We start from the raw sequence: 25267 nt of genomic DNA on the forward strand, positions 1-25267 counted from the left end.
TTCCGGTTCAGCGCCACTCGTATTCGCGGTGATAGTCCTTGGTGCCGGTGTGCACCAGCAGCGGATGCCGCCCGGCTGTCGCCTGTCCGGGGGTCCACCCGACAGGCAGGAAATCGGCGTAGGCGTCCAGGTCCACCCGCCGGTTCTCCTCCGGGACCAGGACGCGCGAGGTCTGGGAGAGCAGGTCGGCGTACTCGGCGAAGGTCAACCGCCGGCGGCGGTTCAGGGCTTCCCCGATGCCCATCGCCGCCACCGCCCGCCGGGATCCGGCGTCCACCGTGCCGCTGAAGAACTCGGCGGAGCACCCGGATCCGTAGGAGTACAGCCCGACCCGGGCGCCACCGTCCACCTCATCCGCCTCGGCGTGGTCGAGCAGACTCGCCAGGGCCAGGTACACCGACCCCGAGCAGAGGTTGCCGACAAGGGACGGGTAGACCAGCGAGGGCGCCACCCGGCGCTGGAAGTCCCCCGTCACCTCGACCTCCGGGGCGTGCTCGCGCATCATCTTGCGGTGGGCGGCCCTGACCAGACCGGCGAACGGCGTGTGCAACGCCAGATGGTCGAAGGTGGTCGCGAAGTCCGCGGCCTCCACTCTGGACCGGTAGTCGGCGAAGCCGCCGGCCAGACAGTCCAGGTACGCGAAGAGAGACCGGTCGACGTCGGCGATGTCGAACCGCGGGGTGGGCCGGGCCGAGTCCAGGGTCTCGTAGCTGTAGCATCCGAAGGCGCCGGGGTCGACGGCGAGCACGGCGGGAGCGTCACCGAGCAGCATGGCCGCGGCGCCGTGCCCGGTGGCCGGTTCCGCGTAGGCGGCCCGCTCGTCCACCAGGGCCACGTCCGTGGCGATCACCAGCGCCTTGGCACCCGGCGAGGCACCGGAGGCCAGGTAGCCCACGGCGAGCTGGAGCGCGCCGGTCGCGGCGTAGCAGGCCTGCTTCACCTCCAGCAACCGGCAGTTGCGGCTCAGTCCCAGGTACTCGTGCACGTACGAGGCGACCGACTTGGACAGGTCCAGCCCGGACTCGGTGGAGGTGATCAGAATCTCGACGGCGTCCCGGTCAGCGGGGTCAAGCGCGTCCACGATCGGCTTGGCCGCGTTGACCGCGTTGGTCACCGGATCCTCGAACGGCAGCCCGACCGAGCGCTGACGCATGTGCAGATTGTCCAGCCGCTCCGGGGCGAGCCCGCGGCCGGCGAACAGGTCCGGCACCGAGATCTGCGCGATCCCGGCGTACACGTTGAGTGCTTCGATCCCGTACCGCATCAGCCGGCCTCGGCGCGGAGCAGAAAGTCCGCCAGGGCGTCGATGTCGGGCAGGTCGGCGAAGCGGGACATCGGCTCGGCCAGCCCGAGCCGGTCGATCAACGCGGCGATGATCTCGACCCGGTCCACCGAGTCCGCCCCGAGCTCCTTCAGATGCCTGTTCCCCCTGATCTCGTCCGGGGGCACACCGGGCAGAATCGTGCCGACCACCTCCCGGACCAGGGCGACCATGTCTTCCCGTGTCATGAGGTCTCCTCACGTAGCAGGGTCAGCGTGCAGACCGCGAGCACGCGCTCGCGATCACGCAGGACCACGTTGACGAACTCATGTCCGGGCTCGCCGCCCACCCGCCAGGGCCGCACCACCCCGGTGATCACCGTGCCGGCGTCGGCGTTGCCCAGGTAGCAGAGCTGCTGGTCGGTCACCACCCGAGCCAGGAACCCGGCGTCCGTCCGCCGCTGCTCCCGCCACCACTGCAGCAGGACACGGTCCACGATCGAGAAATACGAGGCGAAGTAGAGCAGGCCGGCGCCGTTGAGGTCCCGGGAGGGGTCGACCGCGTAGTCCACCCGCAGTTCCTCCCCGGCCGGCCGCGCGGCCTCCGGCAGGAACGTCAACGCGCTGCGGGCCCGGTGGCAGGCCGGCCGTGGCGAGTAGGCCGCCGGGATCTGCGGCAGGTGCCGGTGGTCGAAGTCGGGGGGCGCCGCGCGGGCCAACTCCCGGTTGCTGTCCTCGGCGGTACGGGCCACCCAGCGGTTGAGATTCTCCACGTAGAGGCAGTCGGAGTCGGCACCCGCGTAGAACTCGGTCAAATCGATCGGACCGTGTTCGCCGGTGCCGGACCGTGAGATTCGGTGCAGGGTGAGCACGGACTCGCTGCCGCAGGAGTACAGGGCGGTGCTGATCCGCAGCCGGTCGCCGAAGGCCGGCGTGCGCAGGTGGAACCGGCGTCCGCCCCGCACCCGGTAGTAGTAGAACGATAGGTAGGCCGGGGCGCCGGAGGCGTCTCGGGCGCGCAGCACATCGGTGCCGCACACCTCGCTCACCGCGTCCCAGGTCCAGTCGCCGATCTCACCGATGAACAGCGAGTTGTGGCCGCACATGCCCGGCCGTACGACCTCGGTCCTGACCAGTGAGGTCCGGGCGAGCGAGGTCTGCGGGAGCGAGGTTCCGGGGAGCGAGGTCACGGCCGCTCTCCTGCCAGGAAGGGCAGCAGCACCCCGTGCAGCTGCTCCGGGTGGGTGAGCGTGGGAAAGTGCCCGGCGCCGGCCAACTCCACATAGTGGGCCTCGGGGATCGCGCCATGCAGCAGGTGGGCGGTCTTCAGCGGGATCACCGTGTCGTGCCGGCCCTGCACGATCAGGGTGGGCACGGCGATCTCGCCCAGCCGGGAGAGCAGGGTGGGCTGGGTGGTGAACACCTCCAGGTATCGCAGACCGAGCTGCGGATCCATGCTCTCGCAGCGCAGCAGCCGCGTACGCAGACGCGCCGCGTCGTCGGCCGGGAAACCATGGGCGATGATCCGGTCGAAGTCCTCAGCGGCCACGATCGACAGCCGGTTCACCTCCCCGTTGCGGTTGCCCACCTTGTAGGAGCTGCCGATCAGGGTCAGCGAGAGCGTGTCACGTGGGTGAAGCAGGGCGTAGGCCTGGGCGACCAGGCCGCCGAAGGAGGCGCCGGCGACGTGCACCGGTCCGCTCACCCCGAGCCGCTCCAGCACCGCCCGGCACAGCCTCGCCAGGCCGTCCAGCGTCAGCTCGTCGTCGGCCGCGGTGCCGGTGGCGACGGGGGTGGGGGTGGGGGTCGTGGTGGCGCCGACCCCGGGATGGTGGACGCAGATCAGCCGGTAACGGTCGGCCAGGGCGGCGAACTGGGCGGTGAAGACGCCGGCGCCGATGTTGAACGGGTGCATGAGCAGCAGCGGAGGTCCCTCGCCGAGGGTGAACACCTCCACCGCCCCGCCGTCCACCGGCAGCAGGTGCCACTCGACGGCGGGGACGCTCTCGCGCAGCACCGCGGCGTTCTCGTCGCCGGGCCGGTGGCCCTCCCGCATCGCCTGCTCGATATCGGCGGGCAGACCGGCGGCCGGGTGGAAACGGGCATGCACCGCACGCGCCTCCCCCACCGGCAGCAGGTCGGGGACGTCTCCGGGATCGCGCCAGAGTGCCGCGAAGCGTGCCGCCAGCTCTTCGGCCTGTGCCGGGGCCGACCCGAGCGGCAGCGCGAGCCGGATGAGCCTGCCTTCGCCCAGGTGCGGGGCACCGCGCACCCCGGTGCCCCGGTAGATCCAGGCCAGTGCGGAGGCCACCGGGTGCTCCTGCCCGTCGAACCAGGGCATTCGATCCACGTCCAGCAGCACGCAGTGCCCGCCGGCCGGTCCGGCCACGGGCACCCCGGCCGCGGTCAGACCTGTCCAGAGGGCCCGTACCGCCGCCATCCGCTCCCGTACCAGATCGATCACCGTGTCGCCGTCGGCGAGCGCGGCGGCGAGCAACCGGCGCGTGTCCAGGCCCACCTCACGGCCGCTCAGCGCCACATGTTCCCCGAGCCGGTCGGTCAGCGCGGGAATCCGGGTGGCGAGCAGGCCGCCGGAGCACACCCCGAAGTCCTTGGACAGGCTCATGCTCACGACATCCGCGAGATCAAGCAGTTCGGTCACGGTCTCCCAGACCGGCGTCCCGGGCCGCTCGTGCTCGCAGATCGCCATCGCGTTCTCCATGATCCGGGTGGCGTCGATGACCAGCGGCACGCCGTACGACTCGGCTGCTTCCCGCACCGCACCCAGGTTGGCCAGCGAGATCGGATGACCGCCGTCTCGGTTTCCGCTGAGCTCCACGGCGACGAACGCCGCGCCCTCCGCCAGGCGGGCGCGGAGCGCGGCCAGATCCAGGTCACCGAGGAAGACCGTCCCGGCCGCACCGGCCGCGGCCGAGGTGGGCACCCGTACCGCGGTGAACCCGGTGTCGCTCAGCGCGAAGGTCCAGGTGGGGAAGAGCCCGTTGTGGACGACGGTCCCGCGCGGACCGGGCCAGCAGCGGCACAGGAGAGCCTCGGCCGACCGGCCGGACGCGGTGGGTACGACAAGGTCGAACCGGAGCCATTCGGGAGGCTGGAAGTCGACCGGCGCCGAGCGTCGCCGCAGGCGGCGGGTGCGCTCGGCGATGGCGGGGCCGTCCAGCTCGGCCCAGGAGTCGGTGACCAGGTCGACCTCGACCTCGGCGTGCGCCAGGTTCAGCGGGTTGTACCCGCACTCGGTCAGCCGCCGCTCCCGCGGGGAGCGCGTATCGGAAGCCGCCGTCTCAGGTGCGGGTGTCACAGGTGCGGGTGTCACAGGAGCGGACGTCACGGGTGCAGGCGTCACGGGAGCGGGCTCGGCCGAGTCCGCTCCCGTGACAGGGCCGGCGACGAGCAGGCCGGGAACCTCGGCGGCCAGGTCGGGATTGGCGATCATGAGGATCACGTCGGCGACCGGAGTCCGCTCGGCGTCGGCCCGCTGGCACAGGTAGATCGGCTGGTTGGTGGGGCGGAACTTGTTCTTGAACTGGTAGTTGCCCTCGCCGAAGATGCCCGCCGAGCGCAGCTCCGCCAGCCCCTGCTCCACCTCGATCGCCGCGTTCTCCGACGTACAGATCTTGACTCCGAAGCTGGCCCCGAAACTGAAGAGCTCGCACCCCTCGTCCCGCAACCGGTCGAGGATCGACGTGATCGCGTACTCCAGGCCGCCGAGCGGACCGTCCTTGGGATAGAACTCCAGGTCCAGGAGGTATCCGTGCTCCGACGGGATGCGCGTGACGATCACGACGTTGGCCAGTGCGCCGTCCAGCCGGGTGAGGAACATGCGGTGCCGGTCGGCGAGCATGCCACGGCTCAGCTCGTCACGGACCACCCCCACGTACGGATTCACCATCTGTTTGCCTTCGCCCCAACGGCCGATCATCGTGGCGACCTCGTCGTCGGTGGCCGGGTCGTCTCCCGGGCGGTATTCGGCGGTGCTCACCGCACCGGCCCGTTCGAAGCGCCGCACCATGTAACGCAGCCTGCTCATCCGTCCGCCGGCGAGGGTGAAGTCGGAGAGGCTCTCCAGCCGCTGAACCGCACCGAACGGGGACGCCGTCAGGGGAACTCCGTCCACCTCGCGCAGCGGGACCATGGACAGGAAGTTGGGGCGCAGTCCGTGCCGCTCGGCATAGGCCAGCCACTGACCCGCCAGGACCGGGAAGTCCTCCTCCGGTCCCGCGTAGCTCCATGCGAACAGGTCGCGGCCCCGTCGGGAGGCGTTGAAGTACGCCCGTCCTCCGGCGCCGAGGAACGCCAGCGGAGCGATGTCCCGCCCGGCCAAGCCGCCCTCTTTGGCGTACGCGCGATCGATCTCGGCCAGTACGGCTGACACGCCGGGATGCGCGGCCAGTTCGCGTTTGCGAACGATCACCGGCTCCCGCTCCGGCATCAGCGGACCGGTCGCAGCCGTCACCGGCATCTGCGTCGGCGTCGGCGTCGGCGTCGGCGTCGGCACGGAAGTCGATACGGGAGTCGATTTGGGGGTCGACACGGGAGTCGACACAGGCTGGTCGAGGCGCACCCCTGCCGACGGGGGCGCGGTCGGTTCCTCCCGGCCGGATCGCAACAGCTCGGCCGACCTCTGCTCGCCGTACTCCTCGATCAGGTGCGCGGTCAGGTCGGCGAGGGTGGGCCGGTCGAACAGCAGGGTCTTGCGCAGCGCGCCGAACCGGCGTTCCAGGGCACTGATGACACGGAGCATGTCGAACGAGGTGAACGCGTTGTCGGTGAAATTGCGGACGGGATCGAGAGACCGACCGACCACGGCCTCGATCAGATCCCGCAGGGCGTCCGGAACCGTCGGCGGTGGGACGGCGGACGCGGCGCCATCAGAGACGGAGACGGCGGAGACGGTGCTCCCAGGGACGGTGTTCCCAGGGACGGCGGCCCCGGAGACGGTGCTCCCGGAGACAGTGTTGCCAGAGACGGTGTTTCCAGAGACGGCGGCCCCGGAGACGGTGGTCAGGTAGGCCGCGAGCGCGTCGACCGTATCGTGCTCGTACAGTTCCGCGGCCTGGAGTTCGAGGCCAAGGGTCGCGTTGAGTCCACGGGTCAGTTCGATCCGGTAGATCGAGTCCAGGCCCAGTTCGGTGAACGAGCGGTCGTGGGGAATCTGATCGGGGCCCAGGCCGAGGACGGCTCCGACGCGCTCGCGAACCATCTCGATCATCCTCTCCAGCCCGCCGAGAGCAGGACCGCCGGCGACACGTCCGGGCGGACCGGCCGGGTCGGATCGATCACCCGTGTCCTGGCGCGCGACCGGATCGGGGCCCGGGACGGACGGCCGCACGAGGTGACCGCGAGCGACGGTGGCTGAAGGGGTGGAGGACGGCGCCGAGAGAGTGACCTTGGGCCGGGAGCGCCGGCCGCGCCCCGCGGGAGCGGCGATCTCGACGGGATCGGGTACGGAAGTGGCCGACACCGCCGCAGCGGAGACGGGCACGGCGGATTCCGGCGCAGCGGACTCCGGCACAGCGGACTCCGGCGCAAGGGGCTCAGCCAGGTCGGGCTCCTCAGGCAGATCGGGCTCGGGCGGACCCGGCTTCGTGGCGGGCCGTTCGTAGCGGTCGTCGAACCAGTGGGGCCGGGGGTCGAACCGCACCCCGGGCAGGGGCGCGCGCCGCGCCTGCGGCCCGGTCCACTCCTCCAGCACCACATGGGCGTTGGCACCGCCGAACCCGAACGAACTGACCCCGGCCCGGCGCCTCGGCCCGGTCCAGGGCCGCGCCCGATCGTTGATGTAGAAGGGGGTGCCGTCCAGCCGCAGGTACGGGCCGGGTTCTGTGAAGTGGATCGTGGGCGGCAACACGCCGTGCCGTAGGGCGAGCAGCATCTTCAACACGCCGGCGATCCCGGCGGCCGCCTCCAGGTGACCGATGTTGCTCTTCACCGACCCCACCGCGATATGCGGCCGTTCCGGGCTCGGCAGCCCATGCTCCGCGTAGAGCGCGGCGAAGGCCTTCTTCAGCCCCTCGATCTCCACCATGTCGCCCAGCCGGGTACCGGTGCCGTGAGCCTCGATCGCGGTGATGGTGCTCGGGTCGATGCCGGCGGCACGGTGGGCCTGTGCCACCACTCGCGCCTGCGCCTCCGGATTGGGCGCGGTCAGGGACGCCGACCTGCCACCATGGTTGACCGCGGTGCCGCGGACGACCGCGTACACCCGGTCGCCGTCGGCCACCGCGGCGGACAGCGGTTTGAGCAGGACGGCGCCCACGCCCTCCCCCCGCACATATCCGTCGGCCCTGCGGTCGAAGGCCTTGCACGCGCCGTCCGGACTGAGCATGCCCGACTTGGTGAACGCGGTGAACAGTCCCGGGCTGAGCAGGACGTTGACCCCGCCCACGAGCGCCGCGGAGCAGTCACCCGCCGTGAGCGCCCGCACCGCGTGATGCAAGGCCACCAGGGAACTGGAGCAGGCGGTGTCCACGACCTCGCTCGGACCCACCAGATCGAGCACGTGCGAGACCCGGTTGGCCAGGACCGAGTGGGCGATCCCGCTGGCCGTGTGCGCCTCGACGGCTACGCCCGCGGCCTGCAACAGCTCGGCGTAGTCGGTGGTCGACACCCCGACGTACAACCCGGTGTCCGTACCGGCCAGCTCCTCCGGCCGATAACCGGCATCCTCGATGGCCCGCCACGCGGTCTGCAGGAACAGCCGCTGCTGCGGGTCCATCAGCGCCGCCTCGGCCGGGGCGATGCGGAAACGCGCGGCGTCGAACCCGGCCACATCGGCGAGGAAGCCGCCCCGCACCCCCACGGTCTCCGCATCGCGGCACAGCTCGATCCGGTCCTCCGGCGCAGGCCCGGTCAGGTCCCGGCCGGCGACCAGGTGATCGAAGAAGGCCTCCAGATCGGACGCGCCCGGCAGCAGGCCGGCCATGCCGACCACGGCCACCGCCGTGCCGCCCACCGGATCGAAGCCGCCGGTACTCCCCGCGTGCCGCGGCGAACCGTCAGCCCGCTCGGTGACCGTCGCCTCCGCCGACGGCCCCGCATCGGCGGGAGCGCCCGGCGTCGCTTCCCCGGACGGCCGATCCGGTTCCTCGGTCGCCGGTTCCGGGCGTACGTGCACGGCCAGGGCGGCCGGATGGTGCTCGGCCAGGTGGCCGGCGAAGGCCCGCAGCGTGCCGCACTCGAACAGGATCGAGGGCAGCAGGTCCAGGTCGTACCGCTCGTTGACCTTGTTGATCAGATCGGTGAGGGAGATCGAATCGAAGCCGATGTCCATCAGGTCTTCGGTCAGGTCCACCTCGGCCTCGCCGACCAGCAGGAACCCCGATGCCAGTCGGCGCAGGTCGGCCTCGGCCAGCTCGCACAGCCGCTCCGGCGGCACATCGGCGGCGGCCCGCTCCGGAACCCGAACCGCGGCGGCCGGGACGGGAGCCGGGGCCGCCTGTACGGTCTGTGCGGTCTGGGCGGAGATCTCCGCCACGCAGACGACGGTCTCGGCGCCGGCCATGCCCCGGCGGAACGCCTCCAGGCCGGTCTCGGTCCGCATCGCGACCATGGACCACCTACGGGCGAACAACCGGCGGGTCGCCTCGTCCACCCGCATGCCGCCCTCCGCCCACAGCGGCCATCCGATCGCCAGGGTGCGGCCGGAGCGCGTCCCTCGACGCCGCCGGCCCTCCCGCTGCTCGGCGAACGCGTGCAGGAACGCGTTGGCTGACGCGTAGTCGGTCTGCCCTGGATTGCCGGTCTCGGCCACCAACGAGGAGAACAGCACGAAGAAGTCGAGCGGCATGTCCGCCGTGGCCTCGTCGAGCAGCACCGCACCGTACGCCTTGGGTGTCCATACCTCCGTGAGCTCGGCACGGGTCTTGTGCACCGCCCTGCTGTCGCGGGTGACGCCGGCGGCGTGGATGATCCCGTGGGGCGAGCCGTACGCCGAAACCAGCGCGGCCACGTCGGCGCGCCGGGACACATCGGCGCGGTGGTAATCGACCCGGATGCCGGGCCGGGACATCGCGGCGAGCCGCCGCGTCAGTTCCGGGCCGGGTTCCGACCGCCCGGCCAGAACCACACGCCCGGCGCCGGAACCGGCGAGCAGCTCGGCGAAGTGCAGACCCAGCGCTCCCGCGCCACCGGTGATCAGGTACGTCCCGCCCGGACGGACGAAGCCGGCGGCGGGGGCCGACGGTTCGAACTCCTCCAGCCGCTTCACCTGTCGCCGCCCGCCGGCGTGGCGTACCTCGATGTCACCGTCCCCGTCCGCGGCCAGCTCCGCCAGGAGCGAAGCTGCCCGATCCGGAGCGTCCTCGGCGAACTCCACGCGAGCACCGCTGAACCGGGTGTGCTCCAGGGCCAGCGTCCGTATCGCCGCCGCCACCGCGGCGTGTCGCGGCTTCGCCTCCCCGTCCGGGGCCAGATGGGTGAACAGGGCACGCAGGGGCGCGTCGGGACGGCGCGTGAGGATGGCGGTGACCAGCCGAAGGTAGGCATGGACGTCGGCCTCCGGCTCGGCCTCGCCGCCCGTGGGGGTGTGCACGACCCCGTCGGGTAGCAGTCCGACGGCGTCCAGTGCGCCCACCAGGCGGGAGTAGTGGTCGTCCACGGCCGGATCGATGGAGTAGTCGTACTCTCCGGTCTGCGCGCAGTCCGGCCCCGGCGCCACGGCCACCACCCGGGGTCCGCCCGGGACCGCCCGGAACCGCTCGGCCAGCCCGGGGTCGCCGAGCACGAGCACCGTGGCCGGCCGCCGAGCTCCCGGTTCCCCATCGGCGGGTTCCTTCTCGGCGGGACTCCAGACGGGACGCCGGTAGCTGACGCGGGTCGCCTCCCGCGACGCCGCGCCCGGCTCGGTGCCCGACCGCTCGGTGTCGGCGCGCTCACGGTCCTCGCCCGCCGGTCCGGTGCCCGCCGGCGCGCGGTCCGCTCCGGTCCGGGGCGAGTCGTCCGGCCCGGTGGCGAGCCAGTAGCGGCGGCGCGCGAACGGGTAGGTGGGGAAGGCCACCCGGCGCGGGACGGGTTCCGGCCACAGCCTCCGCCAGTCCACGCCCTCGCCTCGAACCCAGCGCGCGGCCGGCTCGGCAGGGGTCAGGTCCGCCGGGCCGGATGCCTCGACCCGGCCAGGTGCGGCCGTACCGGTGTGCACCCCGTCCGGTACGGCACCCGCCGCGAAAGCGCGCAGCCGTGAGATCAGGGTGTCGCGGTCGGCGGCGAGCACGGCGAGCCGCTCGGGCATGGCCCGCCGCCCGATCTGACTCGTGTAGCACAGGTCGGCCAGGGACACCGGCTCGGCCTCCAGGAAGTCGGCGACGGCCACGGCGTAGTCCGCCAACCGGTCACGCGTACGGGCCGAGAGCAGAAACACCGGCTCCCCCGGCGAGGGCGCGGGCAACGGGCGGGCCGGAGCGACGTACTCCTCCACGATCAGGTGCACGTTGGCGCCGCCGGCTCCGAAGGAGCTGACCCCGGCCCGCCGGGGTGCGCCGTCCGGGCGGGGCCAGGGGGTGAGCGCACGCGGCATGGCGAACCTTTCCGCGTCGATGTCGATCTTGGGATTGAGCGTTTCCAGGTTGACGCAGGGCGCGATGCTGCCATGCCGGAGCTGGAGCAGCACCCGCGTCAGACCGGCGATGCCGGCCGCGCCCTCCAGATGGCCCAGATTCGCCTTGATCGAGCCGATGGCGTACGTCCCGTCGCCGCCGAGCGCCCGGCTCAGGGCCCCGAGCTCGATCGGATCACCCAGGCCGGTGCCGGTGCCGTGGGTCTCGATGTAGCCGAGGTCGGCGGGGGCGAGGCCGGCGCGGCTGATCGCGTCGGCCACCAGGGCGGCCTGGGCCGTGGGGTTGGGCACGGTATATCCGCCGGTCTTGCCGCCCGCGTTGACCGCGCCCGCCTTGAGCACGCCCCAGATCCGATCGCCGTCGGCGACGGCCCGCGACAGCGGTTTGAGCAGCACGGCACCGACGCCCTCGCCGGGGACGAACCCGTCGGCCGCGGCGTCGAACACCTTGCACCGTCCGTCGGCGGCGAGCATGTTCAGCGCGGACAGGGAGGCGAAATGCGCCGGATGCACGATCACGTTCACCCCGCCGGCGATGGCCATCTCGCACTCTCCCCTGCGGATGCTCTCGCAGGCCAGGTGGACGGCGAGCAGGGAGGAGGAGCAGGCAGAGTCGACCGCGAAGCTGGGCCCGGTGAGGTCCAGCAGGTACGAGACCCGGTTGGCGATGGACCAGTACGCGGAGTGTGCACCGCTGAGCCGCCCGTGCGCCCACTGGGCGGCTCCGAGCTGGCCGTAGGAGCCGTACATGGTGCCGACGAAAACGCCGGTGCCGGGCTCGTGGGTGTGCTCGCCCAGATGGCCCGTCTGCTCCAGCAACTGCCACGCGGTCTCCAGGAAGAGCCGCTCCGCCGGGTCGATGTTCTCCGCGTCACGCGGCAGGATCCCGAAGAAGGAGGCGTCGAACAGGTCGATGCCGTCCAGGAACCCGCCCCAGCGGCCCGGGCCGTCCGTCACGTGGTCTCGCCAGTCCCACCGGTCGGGCGGCACCTCGGTGATCCCGCTGCGGCCCTCGGCCAGCAGCCGCCACAGTGCGTCCACATCGGGAGCCCCCGGGTAGCGCCCGGCCACTCCCACCACCGCGATCTCCTCGCCCGCCGGCCCGGCCGCTCCCGAGCCCGAGGAGGCCCCCGGCCCGGCCGGCTCCCCCCGGGTCAGCGGCATCCGCGATTCCACCGCGTTCCGCGACGTGTCCCTGGCATCCAGGGCGGTCTCACCGTCGAAGCGGCTTCCGTCCTCGACCGCCGCCGGGGACGCCGCGGACGCCGGGGACGCCGGTCCCGGCTCCGCGGAGACGGGCGCCAGGAGTGAGGTGAGCCGTTCGCGGTGGTCCGCCCACAGGCGGGCGGCGAGCTGTGCGATGGTCATGTGCTCGAACAGCAGGGTGGACGGAAGCGACCCCAGGTCCTGTTCGAAGCGGGTGAGGATGTCGAGACTGACCAGGGAGTCCACGCCGTAGTTCTCGAAGGTGACCAGGTCGTCCAGATCGTCGGGGGCGAACTTCAGCACCCCGGCGAAGACGCCTCGCACGTAATCACGGACCATCGCCTCGTCCACCGTCGATCGGTGCGTCCTCTCCTGGGGGGAACCGCTCTCGGCGGCCGTCGCGACCATCAGGCACTGTTCGAGGTCGTCCGGCGGGGTGTCGGCCAAGCCCAGCACCCGGACCGGCTCGAATCCGGCCTGGGCCAGTGCCCGTCGCCACTGGCCGGGTCCGAGCAGCGGCGCGTACGGCAACCGGGCCTCCGGGTCGGTGAACCGCCACCAGCCGGGGGTGAGCCCGAAGGTGAGGGTGAGGAAGTGGAAGCCCCGGGTGACCTCGTTGACCAGCAACAGACCGCCGGGGCGCAGCAGCCGCCGCGCATGGGTGAGCGCCAGGTCGACGCGGGTGACGGCGTGCAGCACGTTGGTGGCCAGGACCACGTCGAAGCCGCCTTCGGCGTATCCCTGCTCGACCGGATCCCGCTCTATGTCGAGCGTGCCGAAGCGCAGGAAGCCGTACCGCGTGGCGAACCTGTCCTCACCGCGGCGCAGGAACGCGCCGGAGATGTCGGTGTAGTGATATTCCGCCTCGGTGCCTGCCAGCGCGGGGAGCACGAACTCGGTGCTGGCTCCGGTGCCCGCGCCGACCTCCAGGATCCGCGTCGGACGGGCCGACCCGGCCGCCGCCGTACGGACCTGGTCGGCGATCAGCAGGTGATAGTGATCCGTGGTCGCCTGCCCCCGGTAGACCCCCTCCACCAGGTCGGCGGAGCCGCCGGGAAACAGCACCTCGGTGGCGTTGCGGGTGCCGGCCAGCACCTCCGGCAGGTACGCCAGGCAGCGCTGCAGCAGCCGTACATGCGGGATCAGATCGGGGTGGGCCGCGGTCACATCGGCAGGTGTGACCGCGTCGGTCTCCGGCAGGATCCGCAGCACCTCGCCGTCGCGGTGCGCATGACCGGCCGTGACCAGCATCTCGATCAGCGCCCCGGCGAGCCGGTCCATGGCGGGTACGGCGGCGAGCCGGGCGCGGAGCGCGGCGGCGGTGATCCGGTCGCCGGGACCGGGCAGAACCCCTCGTTCTGTGAGGGCGCGCCGCAGCAGCGCCGGGGCCAGCAGCTCCAGGGCGGCGAACCCGGCACGGGCGGCCGCGATCGGGTCGGCACCCCCGGCGCCTTCCACACCTTCCGCATGCCGGACTTCCACGCCTCCCGCATGCCGGACTTCCACGCCTCCCGCATGCCGGATGTCCTCCGCGCCCGCGACGTCCAGCCGGGCCAGCCCCGCTGGGGTCGCCTTGACGACCACGGCCTGCGGGATCCGTCTGCTCAGCACCGCGGTCAGCGCGGCCATGCCCTCGTCCGGCTCGATGGAGCCGATCCCGAGTTCGGCGAACCGCTGCGCGTACCGCTGGTCGGCGACCGCCCCCACACTGCCCCAATAACCCCAGTTCACGACCGACACCGGGAAGGGACAGCGGGCCCGCAGAGCTCGCGCGTAGGCGTCCTCGAAGGCGCCGGCGGCGGCGTAGTTGGCCTGACCCGGCGCGTCGGTGAAGGAGAGCGCGGAGGAGAAGAAGACGAGGAAGTCCAGTGCCTCACCGCGCAGCGCCTCGCCGAAGGCCAGCGCCCCGGCCACCTTGGGCGCCAGGACCTCGGTGAAGCATTCCTCATCCATGCGATCCAGGCTGCGGTCCCGCAGCACCAGGGCGGCGTGGAAGGCGCCGTGCAGCGCGCCGTACTCCCGCTTCGCCCGCGCCACCACCTCCGCGATCGCGCCCGGTTCCGTGGCGTCGGCCCGCAGATAGAGCGCCTGGCCGCCGAGCCGTCCGAGCTCGGCGAGCCGGGCCTCGATCTCCGCGTCCTGCGCGCGCCGGCCCACCAGGACGAGCCGGGCCCCCACCGTGGCGGCGAGGTGACGGGCGAGCACGGCGCCGAGGCCACCGGTGCCGCCGAGGATCAGATACACCCCACCGGGCCGGAAGCACTCGGGCCCGGCTCCGCGCCGCGACGCGAGCGGCCCCGGGGCGGGGCGCAGCACCCGAACCAGTCGGCGTCCGCCGCGGATGGCGACCAGCGGCTCGGCGCAGGGCTCGCGCAGCAACATCCGCGCGACGGAGGCGCGCCACGAAAGGTCCCCGCCCGCATCGGCGTCCCCGGTCATCTCCACGTCACCGGCAACCGCACCGGCCACCGCACCGGCCGTCCCACCGGCCACGTCGCCGTCGGCATCGACGTCCACGCAGCCCACCGTCCACTGCGGCTGTTCCGCGGCCACAGATCGGACCAGACCGTGCAGACCCGCCGCAGCGGGGCGGATCCTCCCGCCGCCCACGTCCCCGTCGCCGTCGAGGCAGGCCGCTCCGGCCGTGACCACCTTCAGGGTGAGCGGCCGGCGGGCCAGGCCCGCGGCGTACAGGGCCTTGACGGTGTGGAAGAGGGCGAGGGCGACCTCGTCCGGAGGGCAGGGATCGCAGGCCAGGAAGTAAACGAGGTCGGGGGCGTCGGCTATCCGGCCGGCCCAGCCGGTGACCCGGACCTCGTCGCCCGCGGCGTGGTGTGCGCCCGCCAGATCGGCGGCCAGGTCGGCGCCGTCCGTGCCGTGCATCACCAGCACCCGCCGCGGCACCACGCCGGTGGACGCCGAAGCGCGAGGCGCGGAGGCGGGCGGCGTCGAGGCGCCGACCGCGGGGACGGGGGCCGCCGGAAGGGGGCTCGCTTCCCGCCAGACCGGCGTGAACAGCAGATGGTCCACGTCGTCGGGGGCGGCCCGATCGCCGTGATCCGCCCGCGTCTCCGTCGGCGTCTCCGCTCGCGTCTCCGTCGTCTCCGCTCGGGCCCCGTGATCCGGCGTCGGCTGCGCCCAGTGGCGCTCGGCGGCGAACGGATGGCCGGGGAGGGAGATCCTGCGTCCGCCGCAGTGGGCGACGAGCTCGTGCCAGTCCAGATCCTGCCCGGCCAGATATGCCCTCAGTGAGTCGTCCCGGCAGGAGGTCGGCCGTCCGGCTCGCACCGCTTCGGCCTGCTCACGCAGCCACGGCAACAGCTCGTCGTACCCCCTGACCAGGACGGCGGCCCGTCTCGGGAAGTGGGTACGGCCGACGGCCAGGGTGTGCGCGACGTCGGCCAGAGCGGGGCGGGTGGCCGGGTCGGCGAGACGGTCGGCGAGACGGTCCAGCGACCGGGCCAAGGCTTCGGGGGTACGTGCCGACACGGCGATCGGATATGCGGCGTCCGCGGCCGAGACACGGGGCTCCCCGCGTGGCTCGGTGCCGAGCGAATTCACACCGAGCGAATTCACACCGAGCGAAGCGGCGCCCGGGGCGTACGGGTGGGCGGAGGTCACATGGTCGGTGACGAGCAGGTGGGCGTTGGTCCCGCTGAACCCGAAGCTGCTCACCGCCGCCACCCGTCGGCCGCCGGAACCGGGTCGCCAGGGCTCGCAGACGGTGACCGGCCGCAGCCTGCTCCGGCCGAAGTCGATCTCGGGGTTGGGGGTGGCGTAGTTGATGGTGGGGGGCAGCGCGCGATGCCGCAACGCGAGCAGCACCTTCAGCAGTCCGGCGATGCCGGCGGCCATCGTGGTGTGTCCGATGTTGCTTTTCACCGAGCCCAGGCCGACCGGCTCTCCTGTCGCGCCGAGCACCCGGTTCAGTGCCTTGACCTCGATGGGATCACCCAGCGGGGTGCCGGTGCCGTGTGCCTCGACGTACCCGATCTCAGCGGGCGAGATGCCGGCGCGGGACCGCACCCTGGCGATCAGCTCCGCCTGCGCGGTGGCGCTGGGGGCGGTGAGGCCGTTGGTGCGGCCATCCCCGTTGATGCCGCTGCCGGCGATAACGCCGTGAATGGGGTCGCCGTCGGCGAGCGCCCGGTCCAGGCGCTTGAGCAGGACGGCGCCGCACCCCTCGCCGAGCACGATCCCGTCGGCGGAGGCGTCGAACGGCGCCGACGTGCCGGTGGGCGACAGCATCCCGGTCTTGCTGGTGAGGATGTGCATGCGCGGTGTGAGCATGAGCGCGACACCGCCGGCGATCGCCGCGTCGCACTCGCCCGACCGGATCGCCTCGCAGGCCAGGTGGACCGCGACCAGCGACGAGGAGCAGGCGGTGTCGACGGCGAGGGTGGGCCCGGTGAGGTCGAGCAGGTAGGCGATCCGCGCCGGCAGCACAGAACTGGAGTTGCCGAGGAAGGCGTGGGCGGTCTCGTGCTCGCCGGTCGGGCCGAGCAGGTCCAGGTACTCGCCGCTGGCACAGCCCACGTACACGCCCCAGCGCGGCCTGGCATCTCCGATCGCCGCGTACCCGGCGTCCTCCAGGCACTCCCACGCGGTCTGCAGGAACAGCCGCTGCTGCGGGTCCATGGCGGCGGCTTCCAGAGGGGAGATCCGGAAGAACGGCGCGTCGAAGGCGTCCACATCCGCCAGCAGCGCGCCCCACCTGCTGTACGTGCGTCCGGGGGTACGGCGATCGGCGTCGAAGTATCGGTCCACGTCCCATCGGTCCGCTGCCACCTCGCGGACGCTGTCCCGCCCGGCGGCGAGGTTCTGCCAGAACGCGTCGAGGTCGGGCGCATCGGGGAACCGGCCGGCCATGCCTATCACCGCGATCTGCCCACCGGTGTCCGGGCTCGCGACGGCGGTCCGGGCGGCCGGCCGCTCCGTGGGTCGGATCGTGGGCCGCTCCACGGGACGGTCGGCGGCCAGATCGGCGGGCTGCTCCCCCAGCGGTCGCAGGCGCACGCCGCCCGGCGAAACGCCCGTCACCGGAGCGGCTCCCGCCGCTGCCACCGGCCGGACCTCGGCCGTGCGCCGTTCCCCGGTCCGCGTCAGGGGCCGCAGGGACACCTGGACGGACGCCGCAGGCACCCGAGCCGGTCGCGCTGCCGGGAGCGTCAGGCCCGCCTCCCGCACAGGGTCCGGCTCGGCTGCGGCGTCCGAGTCGACGGCGGGGTCCGGCCCAACCGCGAGATCCGATTCGACAGCGGGATCCGATTCAGCAGGAGGGGGTGTCTCGACCGGGGAATGCGGCGCGGCGGCGGGCCGCAGCGCGGCGGCGTGAAGCTCACGGTCTCGGAGCGCCGTCTGCCGTACGTGCTCCACAAGCGCCGGGACGGTGGGGTGATCGTAGACGGCGACGGAGTCCAGGTCGAGACCGAACACCCGGTTGAGCTCGCGGACCATCTCGACCGCGCCGATCGAGTCGAGGCCCATCTCGCTGAAGCTGAGGGCGGGGTCGATCTCAGATCGCTCCAGGTAGAGACCGGCGCACAGCACCTGCTCCACCACCTCGGTGACCTCCTCCGCCTCCGGCGGGGCAGCGGCCTGGTGCTCCGCGGACGCGGTTTCCGCCGGACCCCGCTCCGCGGCGTTCACCGGAAGGCTCATCGGATCGCTCGCCGAGAGACCCGCCGGGACGCTCCCCGGCAAATCGGCGGCGAGGCCCTCCCCATGGCTCTCCAGAGGACTCTCTGGGTGACTCTCCGGAGTGATCGCCGAGGGGACGGGCCTCGGGGAGACGGGCGGGGCCGATGCGGGTACGGTCGCCCCGGCCCGGAAGGTCTCCACCTTGGCGAAGTGCTCCCGGATCCGCGCCATCGACTCGGGTCCGAGCACCATGTCGTGCATGGCCGACTCCCGCGCGATGACGTCGGAGAGCTCGCCCAGCGTTCTGCCGGCCAGATCCCGTTTCAGCACACGCAGCACGTCGAGGGATTTGTCCGCCACCGACCTGGCTATGGTCAGCGCGGCCGGCAGCACGTCACCCGGATCGGCGAAGGCGACGCCGGCTCCTCGCCTCTCCAGTTCCGCGCCCGTGAACGGACGGCCGGTGTAGAACATCTCGGCCGCGACAGCGGGGCCCAGTCGCCGCGGCAGAATGTAGGTCGCCCCCATTCCGGGGGTGAAGCCGTACTTCATGAAGTTCGCGCTGTAGACGCCGTCCCGGGACATCACCACGACATCGGCGTACAGGCCGAAGGCGAGCCCTCCGCCGGAGGCGTGGCCCGCGATGGCGGCGATCACCGGCCGGTCGCAGCGGAGCATTCCCTCGTAGACGAACGGACTGTCGGTGAAGCGGCTGCCGCCACCGGCCAGCCCCTCCAGGGCCTGCGGGGTCGCGCCCATGCTGAAGACCGTGTCCGTACCGGTGATGATCACGGCCCGGACATCCGCGCGACCGGCGATGTCGGCGAATGCTCCCCGCAGCCCGCGCATCATCGAGTCGGTGAACATGTTGCGCCCCGCCGGATCCCGCATCGTCACCAGCGCGATGCCCTGCTCCAGGACCCGCAGTTCCACCTCCGGGCTGCCGGTGAAGGGGGCCGGGACCGGCTCGGGAAGCGGCGCGGGAGGCGCGGGGAGGGAGGACGCGGGGAGGGACGCGGGGGCCTCGGGAAGCGCCGCCGGGGAGGACGGGATCTCGGTGGCGCCGCGCCACCGGCCGATCCAGCAGCGTTCGAAGGCGAACGGGTACCCGGGAGCGCTCCGGCGGCGGGGCCGTTCCGCCGCCGGATAGCAGGCCGCCCAGTCCACCTCGCCCCCGGCGACCCAGTGCTCGGCGACCTCGGTCAGCCTCCCCTCGGCGAAAGCGGTCGCGCACTCGCCGGAGGTGAGCGTGCGACCAGCGGCGGCGCCCCAGAAGCAGCCGGCGGGAGGCGGCCGCTCCTCGACGTACGCCTCCAGGGCCCGGCGCAGCGTGGCCACGTCGGCGCAGATCACCGCCATCCGCACCGGCATCGCCGCGCGTCCCACCTGGAGCGTGTAGCTGAGGTCGGCGAGCGGACGCGGATCGGCTCCCGGGCGCTGCCGGGCCAGATCGGCGATCGTGACGTCCAGGGTGGGCTGCTCTGCCTCGGGCCGGCGTCGCCGCAGCCGCTCCGCCAGCCGCCGCAGCCCGGTCGCCTCGAATCCCAGGTCGCCCAGGGTCTCGGTGCGATCGACGGCGGCGGCGGGGATGCCCAGCAGGTCGGCGGCTGCCGCGGCGATCCAGTCGGCGGCGTCCGCCGAGCCGTTCCGCCCGGCCGAGTGACCCGAGTGATTCAGATGATCCGGCCGGTCCGGATGGTTCAGGTGGTCCAGATGATCCAGGTGACGCCGGGCCACCTCGCGCAGTGCGTCCTCGGATCGGGCCGAGAACACGAACAGTCGTGCGCCCGCCCCGACCGGTGGTCGTACCGGCTCGGGCGCCTCCTCGATCAGGACGTGTGTGTTCGCTCCGCCCGCTCCGAACGCGCTCACCCCCGCCCGGCGCGGCCCGCCGCCCGGAGGCGCCGGCCATTCGGTGAGCTCCTGCGGCACGCGGAACGGGGAATCGGCGAAGTCGACGTGCGGGTTCAACTCGGCCGAATGCAGCGACGGCACCAGTTGCCGATGGGTGAGCTGCAGCAGCACCTTGGTGAGCCCGGCGATGCCGGCGGCGCTCTCGGCATGCCCGATGTTGGACTTCACCGAGCCGAGCGCGCACCCGTGCCGGCGCGCTCCGGCGAAGGCCTGTCGCAGTCCGTCCACCTCGATGGGGTCGCCGAGCGCGGTCCCGGTGCCGTGCGCCTCGACGTACCCGATGGTGGCCGGGTCCCACCCGGCCCGGTCGAGCGCGGCCCGCACCAGCCCTCCCTGGGCTGCGGGGCTGGGCACGGTGTAGCCGCTGGTGCGGCCGGTGTGGTTGACCACGGTCGCCGTGATCACGCCGTAGACGCGGTCGCCGTCGGCCAGTGCCCGGTCCAGGGGTTTGAGCAGGACGGCTCCCACACCCTCCGCCGGCACATAGCCGGTGCCGTCCCTGCCGAAGCTGCGGCACCGCCCGTCGGCGGACAGGAACTTCCCCTGGGCCAGTTGAAGGTACTTCTGCGGATGTACGGTGACGTTCACCCCACCCGCCAGGGCCATGGTCGACTCTCCCCTGCGGATGCTCTCCACCGCGAGGTGCACCGCTGTCAGCGAGGAGGAGCAGGCGGTGTCCACGGCCATGCTCGGGCCGTGCAGGTTCAGGGTGTAGGAGACCCGGTTGGCGATCGAGGCGTGCATGGCGGTGGGCGCCACCCCGTCCTCGGCGTACAACTGGTACTGGTTCCACATCACGCCGGCGAAGACGCCCACGGTCTCGTCGCGCAGCGCTTCGGGGGGATATCCGGCGTCTTCCAGGGTCTGCCAGCTCGTGGTGAGGAACAGGCGTTCCTGGGGGTCCATCCGCTCGGCGTCCCTTCGGGAGATCCCGAAGAACGCCGGGTCGAACAGATCCATCCCGTCGAGGAACCCGCCCCATCGGCCGTAGGTGCGGCCCGGTGCGTGCCGGTCGGCGTCGTAGTAGGCGGTGTGATCCCAGCGGTCGGCGGGCACCTCGGTCACGCAGTCGCGTCCGGCCGCGAGATTCCGCCAGAACTCGGCCAGATCGCCGGCGCCGGGGTACTGTCCGGCCATCCCGATCACCGCGATGGGCCCCACAGCAGGTCCGGCCCCGGAACCGGAGTCGGACTCAGAGACGGATTCAGAGACGGGCTCGGGGGCGGCATGGGACGCGGACGACGGATGCGCCGGGGATTCCGGAGCGGGCAGCAGAGCCTTCAGTCTGGCCGGGTCGCCGTACAGCACGGCGAAGGCCGAGTGCGCACCGGTCAGGCCGCGGCGGAGCAGGTCCAGCCCGTCGGCGGTGGGCAGCGGGACCATCCCGGTGGTCGTGCGGGACCGGCGCAGTGCCTGGCCGGAAACCCGCATCCCGCCCTCGGCCCACAGCGGCCAGGCGATGGCCAGGCCGCGCCCGGGGCCGCGCCGCGTGCGGGCGTAGTGGTACTGGAAGGCGTTGGCGTAGGCGTAGGCGGCCTGCCCGGGGTTGGGCACCACCGCGGAGACGGAGGAGAACATCGCGAAGAAGTCGAGATCGTCGTCCCGGGTGGCCTCGTCCAGATGCACCGTGCCGGCCACCTTGGCCGCCCAGACCTCGGCCAGGTCGGCGGGGTCCGCGTGGAAGAACAGACCGTCCGCGAGGCTGCCCGCACAGTGCAGCACGCCGTCGATCCGGCCGAACAGTCCGCGCGCCTGCTCCACGGCTGCCCGGATCTCCCCGGCGTGACCGACGTCGGCACGCAGGTAGCGCACTCTGCCGCCGCCGCGCTCCCACTCGGCGATCCGCCGGCGCAGCTCCTCGGGGCAGGGGCCGCGCCCTACCAGGGCCAGACCGGCCCGGCACCGCCGGACCAGGTGGTCGGCGAGCAGACCGGCCAGTCCGCCGGCGCCCCCGGTGATCAGGTAGACGCCGCCCTCTCGGAACGGCGCCGTAGGCCCGTCGGGGGCGGTGTTCCCGGTCTCGGCGGAGGCGGCGTCCCCGGCCGGGGTGGCGTCCACCCAGCGCCGTGCCATCCGCCGCCGGCCGTCGTACCGGATCTCGGGCTCGGCGGAGGAGTCGCCCAACTCGGCCGACAGCGCCTCTGCGGCGAATTCCGGGGCGACCTCGACGACCCGGCAGCGCAGCAGCGGCACCTCTGCCGAGATCGTGGCCGCGAACGCACCGAGCGCGGCGGCATCCGGCGCGACGGGCGGCATGGTGAGCACGATCAGCCGGACCGGCCGGGCCGGACGGCGATCGACCAGCGCCGAGGCCAGGGCCCACAACGCCCACGCGGGTTGCTCGGGCGGGGCGACCAGCACATATCCGATCTCCCCTGCCGCGTCCCCGCCATCCGGTGGAGACAGCTCGTCGAGCAGGGTCCGCACCTGGTCGCGGTCGCGCACGTCGACGCCGTCCGCCACCACCACGCGCCGCGCGGGCCCAGCCGACCCCGGCCGGCGCAGCACCGCGGAGTCCGGCGCGCCGAACACCACGAGCGTCTCCGGTACGGCGTCACCCGCCGCCGGCGGCGCCTCGGCCCAGACGTCGCGCATACAGCGGATCGCATCCGCACCGGCCGGACCGTCCGCCGTGTCCGTCCCGCCGGCCGCCGCCTCCGGCGCGCGCGGCACGGCCGGCTCCTCCCGCTCGGCCGGTGTCGGGGCGGTGGCGCGGGCGGAGTCCGCCCCGATCGGGTACGTCGCCGCCAGGTGCCGGGCCAGGCCGCCGATGTCGCCGTACTCGAACAGCAGCGTGGGGTACAGAGTCGTGCCGACCAGAGACTCCAGGTCCTCGCCGATCCGCAACAGGGCCACCGAGTCCAGGCCCAGGTCATAGAAGCCGGTGTCGACGGGGATCTCGCCCGGCGCACGACCGAGCAGATCGCCGATCTTCGCCCTCAGCCGGGCGACCACGAGAGCCTCCGGATCCGTCGTGTCCGCCGGCGGTGCGGAAACGACCGGCCGTACGGGCACGGCCTCGGTCGTCGTCGCCGCCGCGTCAACCTCGGACAGCAGCCTGGTGATCAGTTCGGGGCGCCGGATCCGCTTGCAGACGATGTTGCGGAACTCGGCCACGAACCCGCCGTGCTCGTCGTACAACGTGTAGTCGTTGCTCAGCAGCTCACCGGTGCCCGAGAGGACCTCGGGACGGGGCACGTACACGGCGAAGCTCCCGGCCAACGGCCGCGGGGCGCGGAAGTGCTCGATGAAGAACGGGATGAAACCCTCCGGCCCGACGTCCTCGTTCTGGCCGAACGCCACCAGGGTGGAGGCGTCCATCTTGGCCGGGTGCAGGTAGAACCCGTCCTCGATGCCCGCCGCCGGGCTCAACTCCGCCAGCAGCGCCTGCGCTCCGTAATGCAGCGTTCCGCGGCAGCTCATGGCCGGGCCGTGCACGATCTGCTCGGAACGGGTACGCCGGTACAGCGTCTCCATGTCGCCGGTGCGCAGCGCGCCGGCCCGGTGACCGGCCGGATCCAGCGGTCCCGGCACCGGCTCGTCGGTGATCACCAGTTCGGCGCGTGCGTTCTCACGCCATGGCGCGCACTCGACGCCGTCCCGCAGCCAACGGCTGTCCACCCGAACCGGGCGTACGCCGCCCGCGGCCGCATCGATCACGACCCGGAGTTCCCGTTCGTATCCCTCGCGGGTCGTCACCGGCTCGGCGAACAGGATGTCGCGGAACGCCACCCGGGTGGTGTCCACGCCCCTGGTCCGCAGGATCCTGTACCAGATGTCCAGGAACGTGACACCGGGCATCACCGACACCCCATGGACCCGGTGATTGGCCATGATGAAGTCGGCGTGAGTGAGCCGGATACGGCACTCGATCGGGTGCTCAGACATGGCGTTGGGTCTCCAGGAACTCCGTCAGCAGCAGCTGCAGGCGCTCTCCGGCGCCGAAGACCGAGATGTGGTCACCGTGCGGTTCCACCCGCAGCACACCGCCGGGCAGCGCCTCGGCGACCCGGTGCGAGCCCGCGGGGTGGGCGGTGTGGTCGTCCTCGCTGGTGACCACCAGGCTGGGATGGGGCACCGAGGCGAGCAGGCCCCGCACATCGGTGTGCATGATGGCTCCGGTGAGCACGCAGTACCGGTAGAACAGCTCGTCGTCGCTGTAGGGGTGGGCCACCAGTTCGACCACGTCGGGGGGCAGGTCGGCGGTGGTGGTCGAGGCCAGGGCCGCGTTGATCGCCGCGGCGTCCGCCCGGTCGCCCGCCCCGATGGCGAGCAGCGCCTTGAGGTTGTCCTGATGGTCCGTGGTGGGCCAGCCCGGCGATCCCGAGTAGTCCCCATGCCACAGGCTGAGCGAGGCCACCCGGTCGGGCCGGTCGGCCGCCGCCCGCAGTGCGATCACGGCCCCGCCGCACAGGCCCATCAGATGCGCGACCGGCACCCCGTGGTGGTCCATCACCGCGATCAGATCCGCCGCCTGGTCGGCGACCCGATGGCCCAGATCGTCGAACGCCTCCGGGCCACCCGGCTCTCCGAACAGGCCGCGGGTCTCCCAGGTGATCACGTGGTGGTCGGCTGCGAGTACGTCCATCCACCGGTGGCACAGCGGCGCGGGCATGCCGCAGGCGGAGGCGACCACGACGGCGGGACGATCCGGCCGTCCCGCCGTGTACGTACGGAGGACGGCGCCGTCGGCCGCGACCAGTTCGGCGGGAGACAGGAGGGTCACCGCGTCACAAAGGGGTGGCCGGTGGTGGTCTGGGTGGCGATGGCGTTGTAGTCGTACTCGTTCCTGCCGGACACCAGGACGGAGCCGAACTTCTCCAGGCTGACCCTGCCGCCGTACTCCACGATCTCCGTCGTGTCGGGATAGACGTGCACGGAGGTGGGCACGTAGCGGCCGGCGAAGCCGAGCCGCATCTCCTCGGTGTTGCCCTTGTGGGGCAGCGAGGCGTGCATGAGCGTGGACCAGAACATGATGGCCTCGCCGGGACGCATCACCATCGGCACGGCCTTGGCCTCGTCGGGCTCGAACTCCGGGTCGATCTGCAGCTCGCGGTAGTCGTAGCCGAAGAACCCCCGCCTGACGCCCTGCTTGACCTCGGAGTTGATCCGGTCCGGGTCGTAGTGCATCTTCTTCGTCTCGTCGTACACCATCGTCTGGTGGGTGCCGGGCATGAACTGCAGGCAGCCGGTGTCCTCGTTGGCCTCGGTGAACGCGGTCCAGACGGTGATGGTCCCGCCGAAGTGCACCGCCTCGTCGCCGCTCCAGACGATCTGCGGCGTGCCGGAGGCGTTGGCGAAGGTGTCGGCCTGGTGCCAGTCGGTGCCCTCGTCGCCGGGGTACTTGGGGAAGAACTCGGTCCGCCAGCACAGGACGTCCGGGCCGAGCACGCTGGTCACCCGGTCGACCACCTCGGGCCGGCAGATGTGGTCGGCCAGGAAGTCGTTGTCCAGGTGCCGGTCGTAGTTGGAGATGTTCGTGTTACCCGACTGAGCGGCGTCCTCCTGGTAGATCGCGTCGCTGCGGTCCATCAGGCGCAGGCGCTCCTTGCGCCAGATCGCCTTCATCTCGTCGACCTCGTAGACCTTGAACGGGCCGTGGTACCCCCGCTGGTGGAACCGGGCCAGCTCCTCCGGGGTCAGCGCGTAGGCTCTCGTCTGCTCCGTGTCAGGCAT

Annotated in this window: 6 protein-coding genes; all 6 read right to left on the minus strand. The window is 72.4% G+C overall.

Features of this window, described 5'->3' with window-relative positions; genetic code table 11:
• Positions 1–7 precede the first annotated feature (7 nt).
• The 6 genes from ACQP1K_RS26285 to ACQP1K_RS26310 are packed head-to-tail and all read right to left on the minus strand — an operon-like array spanning position 8 to position 25267.
• The gene (locus ACQP1K_RS26285; RefSeq protein ID WP_433498358.1) at positions 8–1264 is read right to left on the minus strand and encodes a hydroxymethylglutaryl-CoA synthase family protein; all 1257 of its coding nucleotides are present in this window, start codon (positions 1262–1264) and stop codon (positions 8–10) included.
• Complete coding sequence (locus ACQP1K_RS26290) at positions 1264–1509, minus strand: acyl carrier protein (protein WP_433498359.1); 246 nt, start codon at positions 1507–1509, stop codon at positions 1264–1266. Before ACQP1K_RS26290 ends, ACQP1K_RS26285 begins: the two co-directional genes overlap by 1 nt.
• Positions 1506–2450, minus strand: coding sequence for an LnmK family bifunctional acyltransferase/decarboxylase (locus ACQP1K_RS26295; protein ID WP_433498360.1), 945 nt, complete (start codon positions 2448–2450; stop codon positions 1506–1508). Before ACQP1K_RS26295 ends, ACQP1K_RS26290 begins: the two co-directional genes overlap by 4 nt.
• A complete protein-coding gene (locus tag ACQP1K_RS26300) occupies positions 2447–23479 on the minus strand; it encodes an SDR family NAD(P)-dependent oxidoreductase (RefSeq protein WP_433498361.1) in 21033 nt (7010 codons plus the stop codon). The genes ACQP1K_RS26295 and ACQP1K_RS26300 overlap by 4 nt, the downstream gene beginning before the upstream one ends.
• Positions 23472–24317 (minus strand): alpha/beta fold hydrolase, encoded by an 846-nt coding sequence (locus ACQP1K_RS26305; RefSeq protein WP_433498362.1) that lies wholly within the window; start codon positions 24315–24317, stop codon positions 23472–23474. Before ACQP1K_RS26305 ends, ACQP1K_RS26300 begins: the two co-directional genes overlap by 8 nt.
• Positions 24314–25267 (minus strand): chlorinating enzyme, encoded by a 954-nt coding sequence (locus tag ACQP1K_RS26310; protein ID WP_433498363.1) that lies wholly within the window; start codon positions 25265–25267, stop codon positions 24314–24316. Before ACQP1K_RS26310 ends, ACQP1K_RS26305 begins: the two co-directional genes overlap by 4 nt.

Origin of the sequence: Sphaerimonospora sp. CA-214678, from assembly GCF_050942215.1 — a bacterium.
GTDB lineage: Bacteria > Actinomycetota > Actinomycetes > Streptosporangiales > Streptosporangiaceae > Sphaerimonospora.

Bases quoted from the DNA above. Each gene is read 5' to 3' on its own strand.
- ACQP1K_RS26285 (WP_433498358.1), bottom strand. From the start codon at position 1,264: ATGCGGTACGGGATCGAAGCACTCAACGTGTACGCCGGGATCGCGCAG.
- ACQP1K_RS26290 (WP_433498359.1), bottom strand. From the start codon at position 1,509: ATGACACGGGAAGACATGGTCGCCCTGGTCCGGGAGGTGGTCGGCACG.
- ACQP1K_RS26300 (WP_433498361.1), bottom strand. From the start codon at position 23,479: ATGTCTGAGCACCCGATCGAGTGCCGTATCCGGCTCACTCACGCCGAC.
- ACQP1K_RS26310 (WP_433498363.1), bottom strand. From the start codon at position 25,267: ATGCCTGACACGGAGCAGACGAGAGCCTACGCGCTGACCCCGGAGGAG.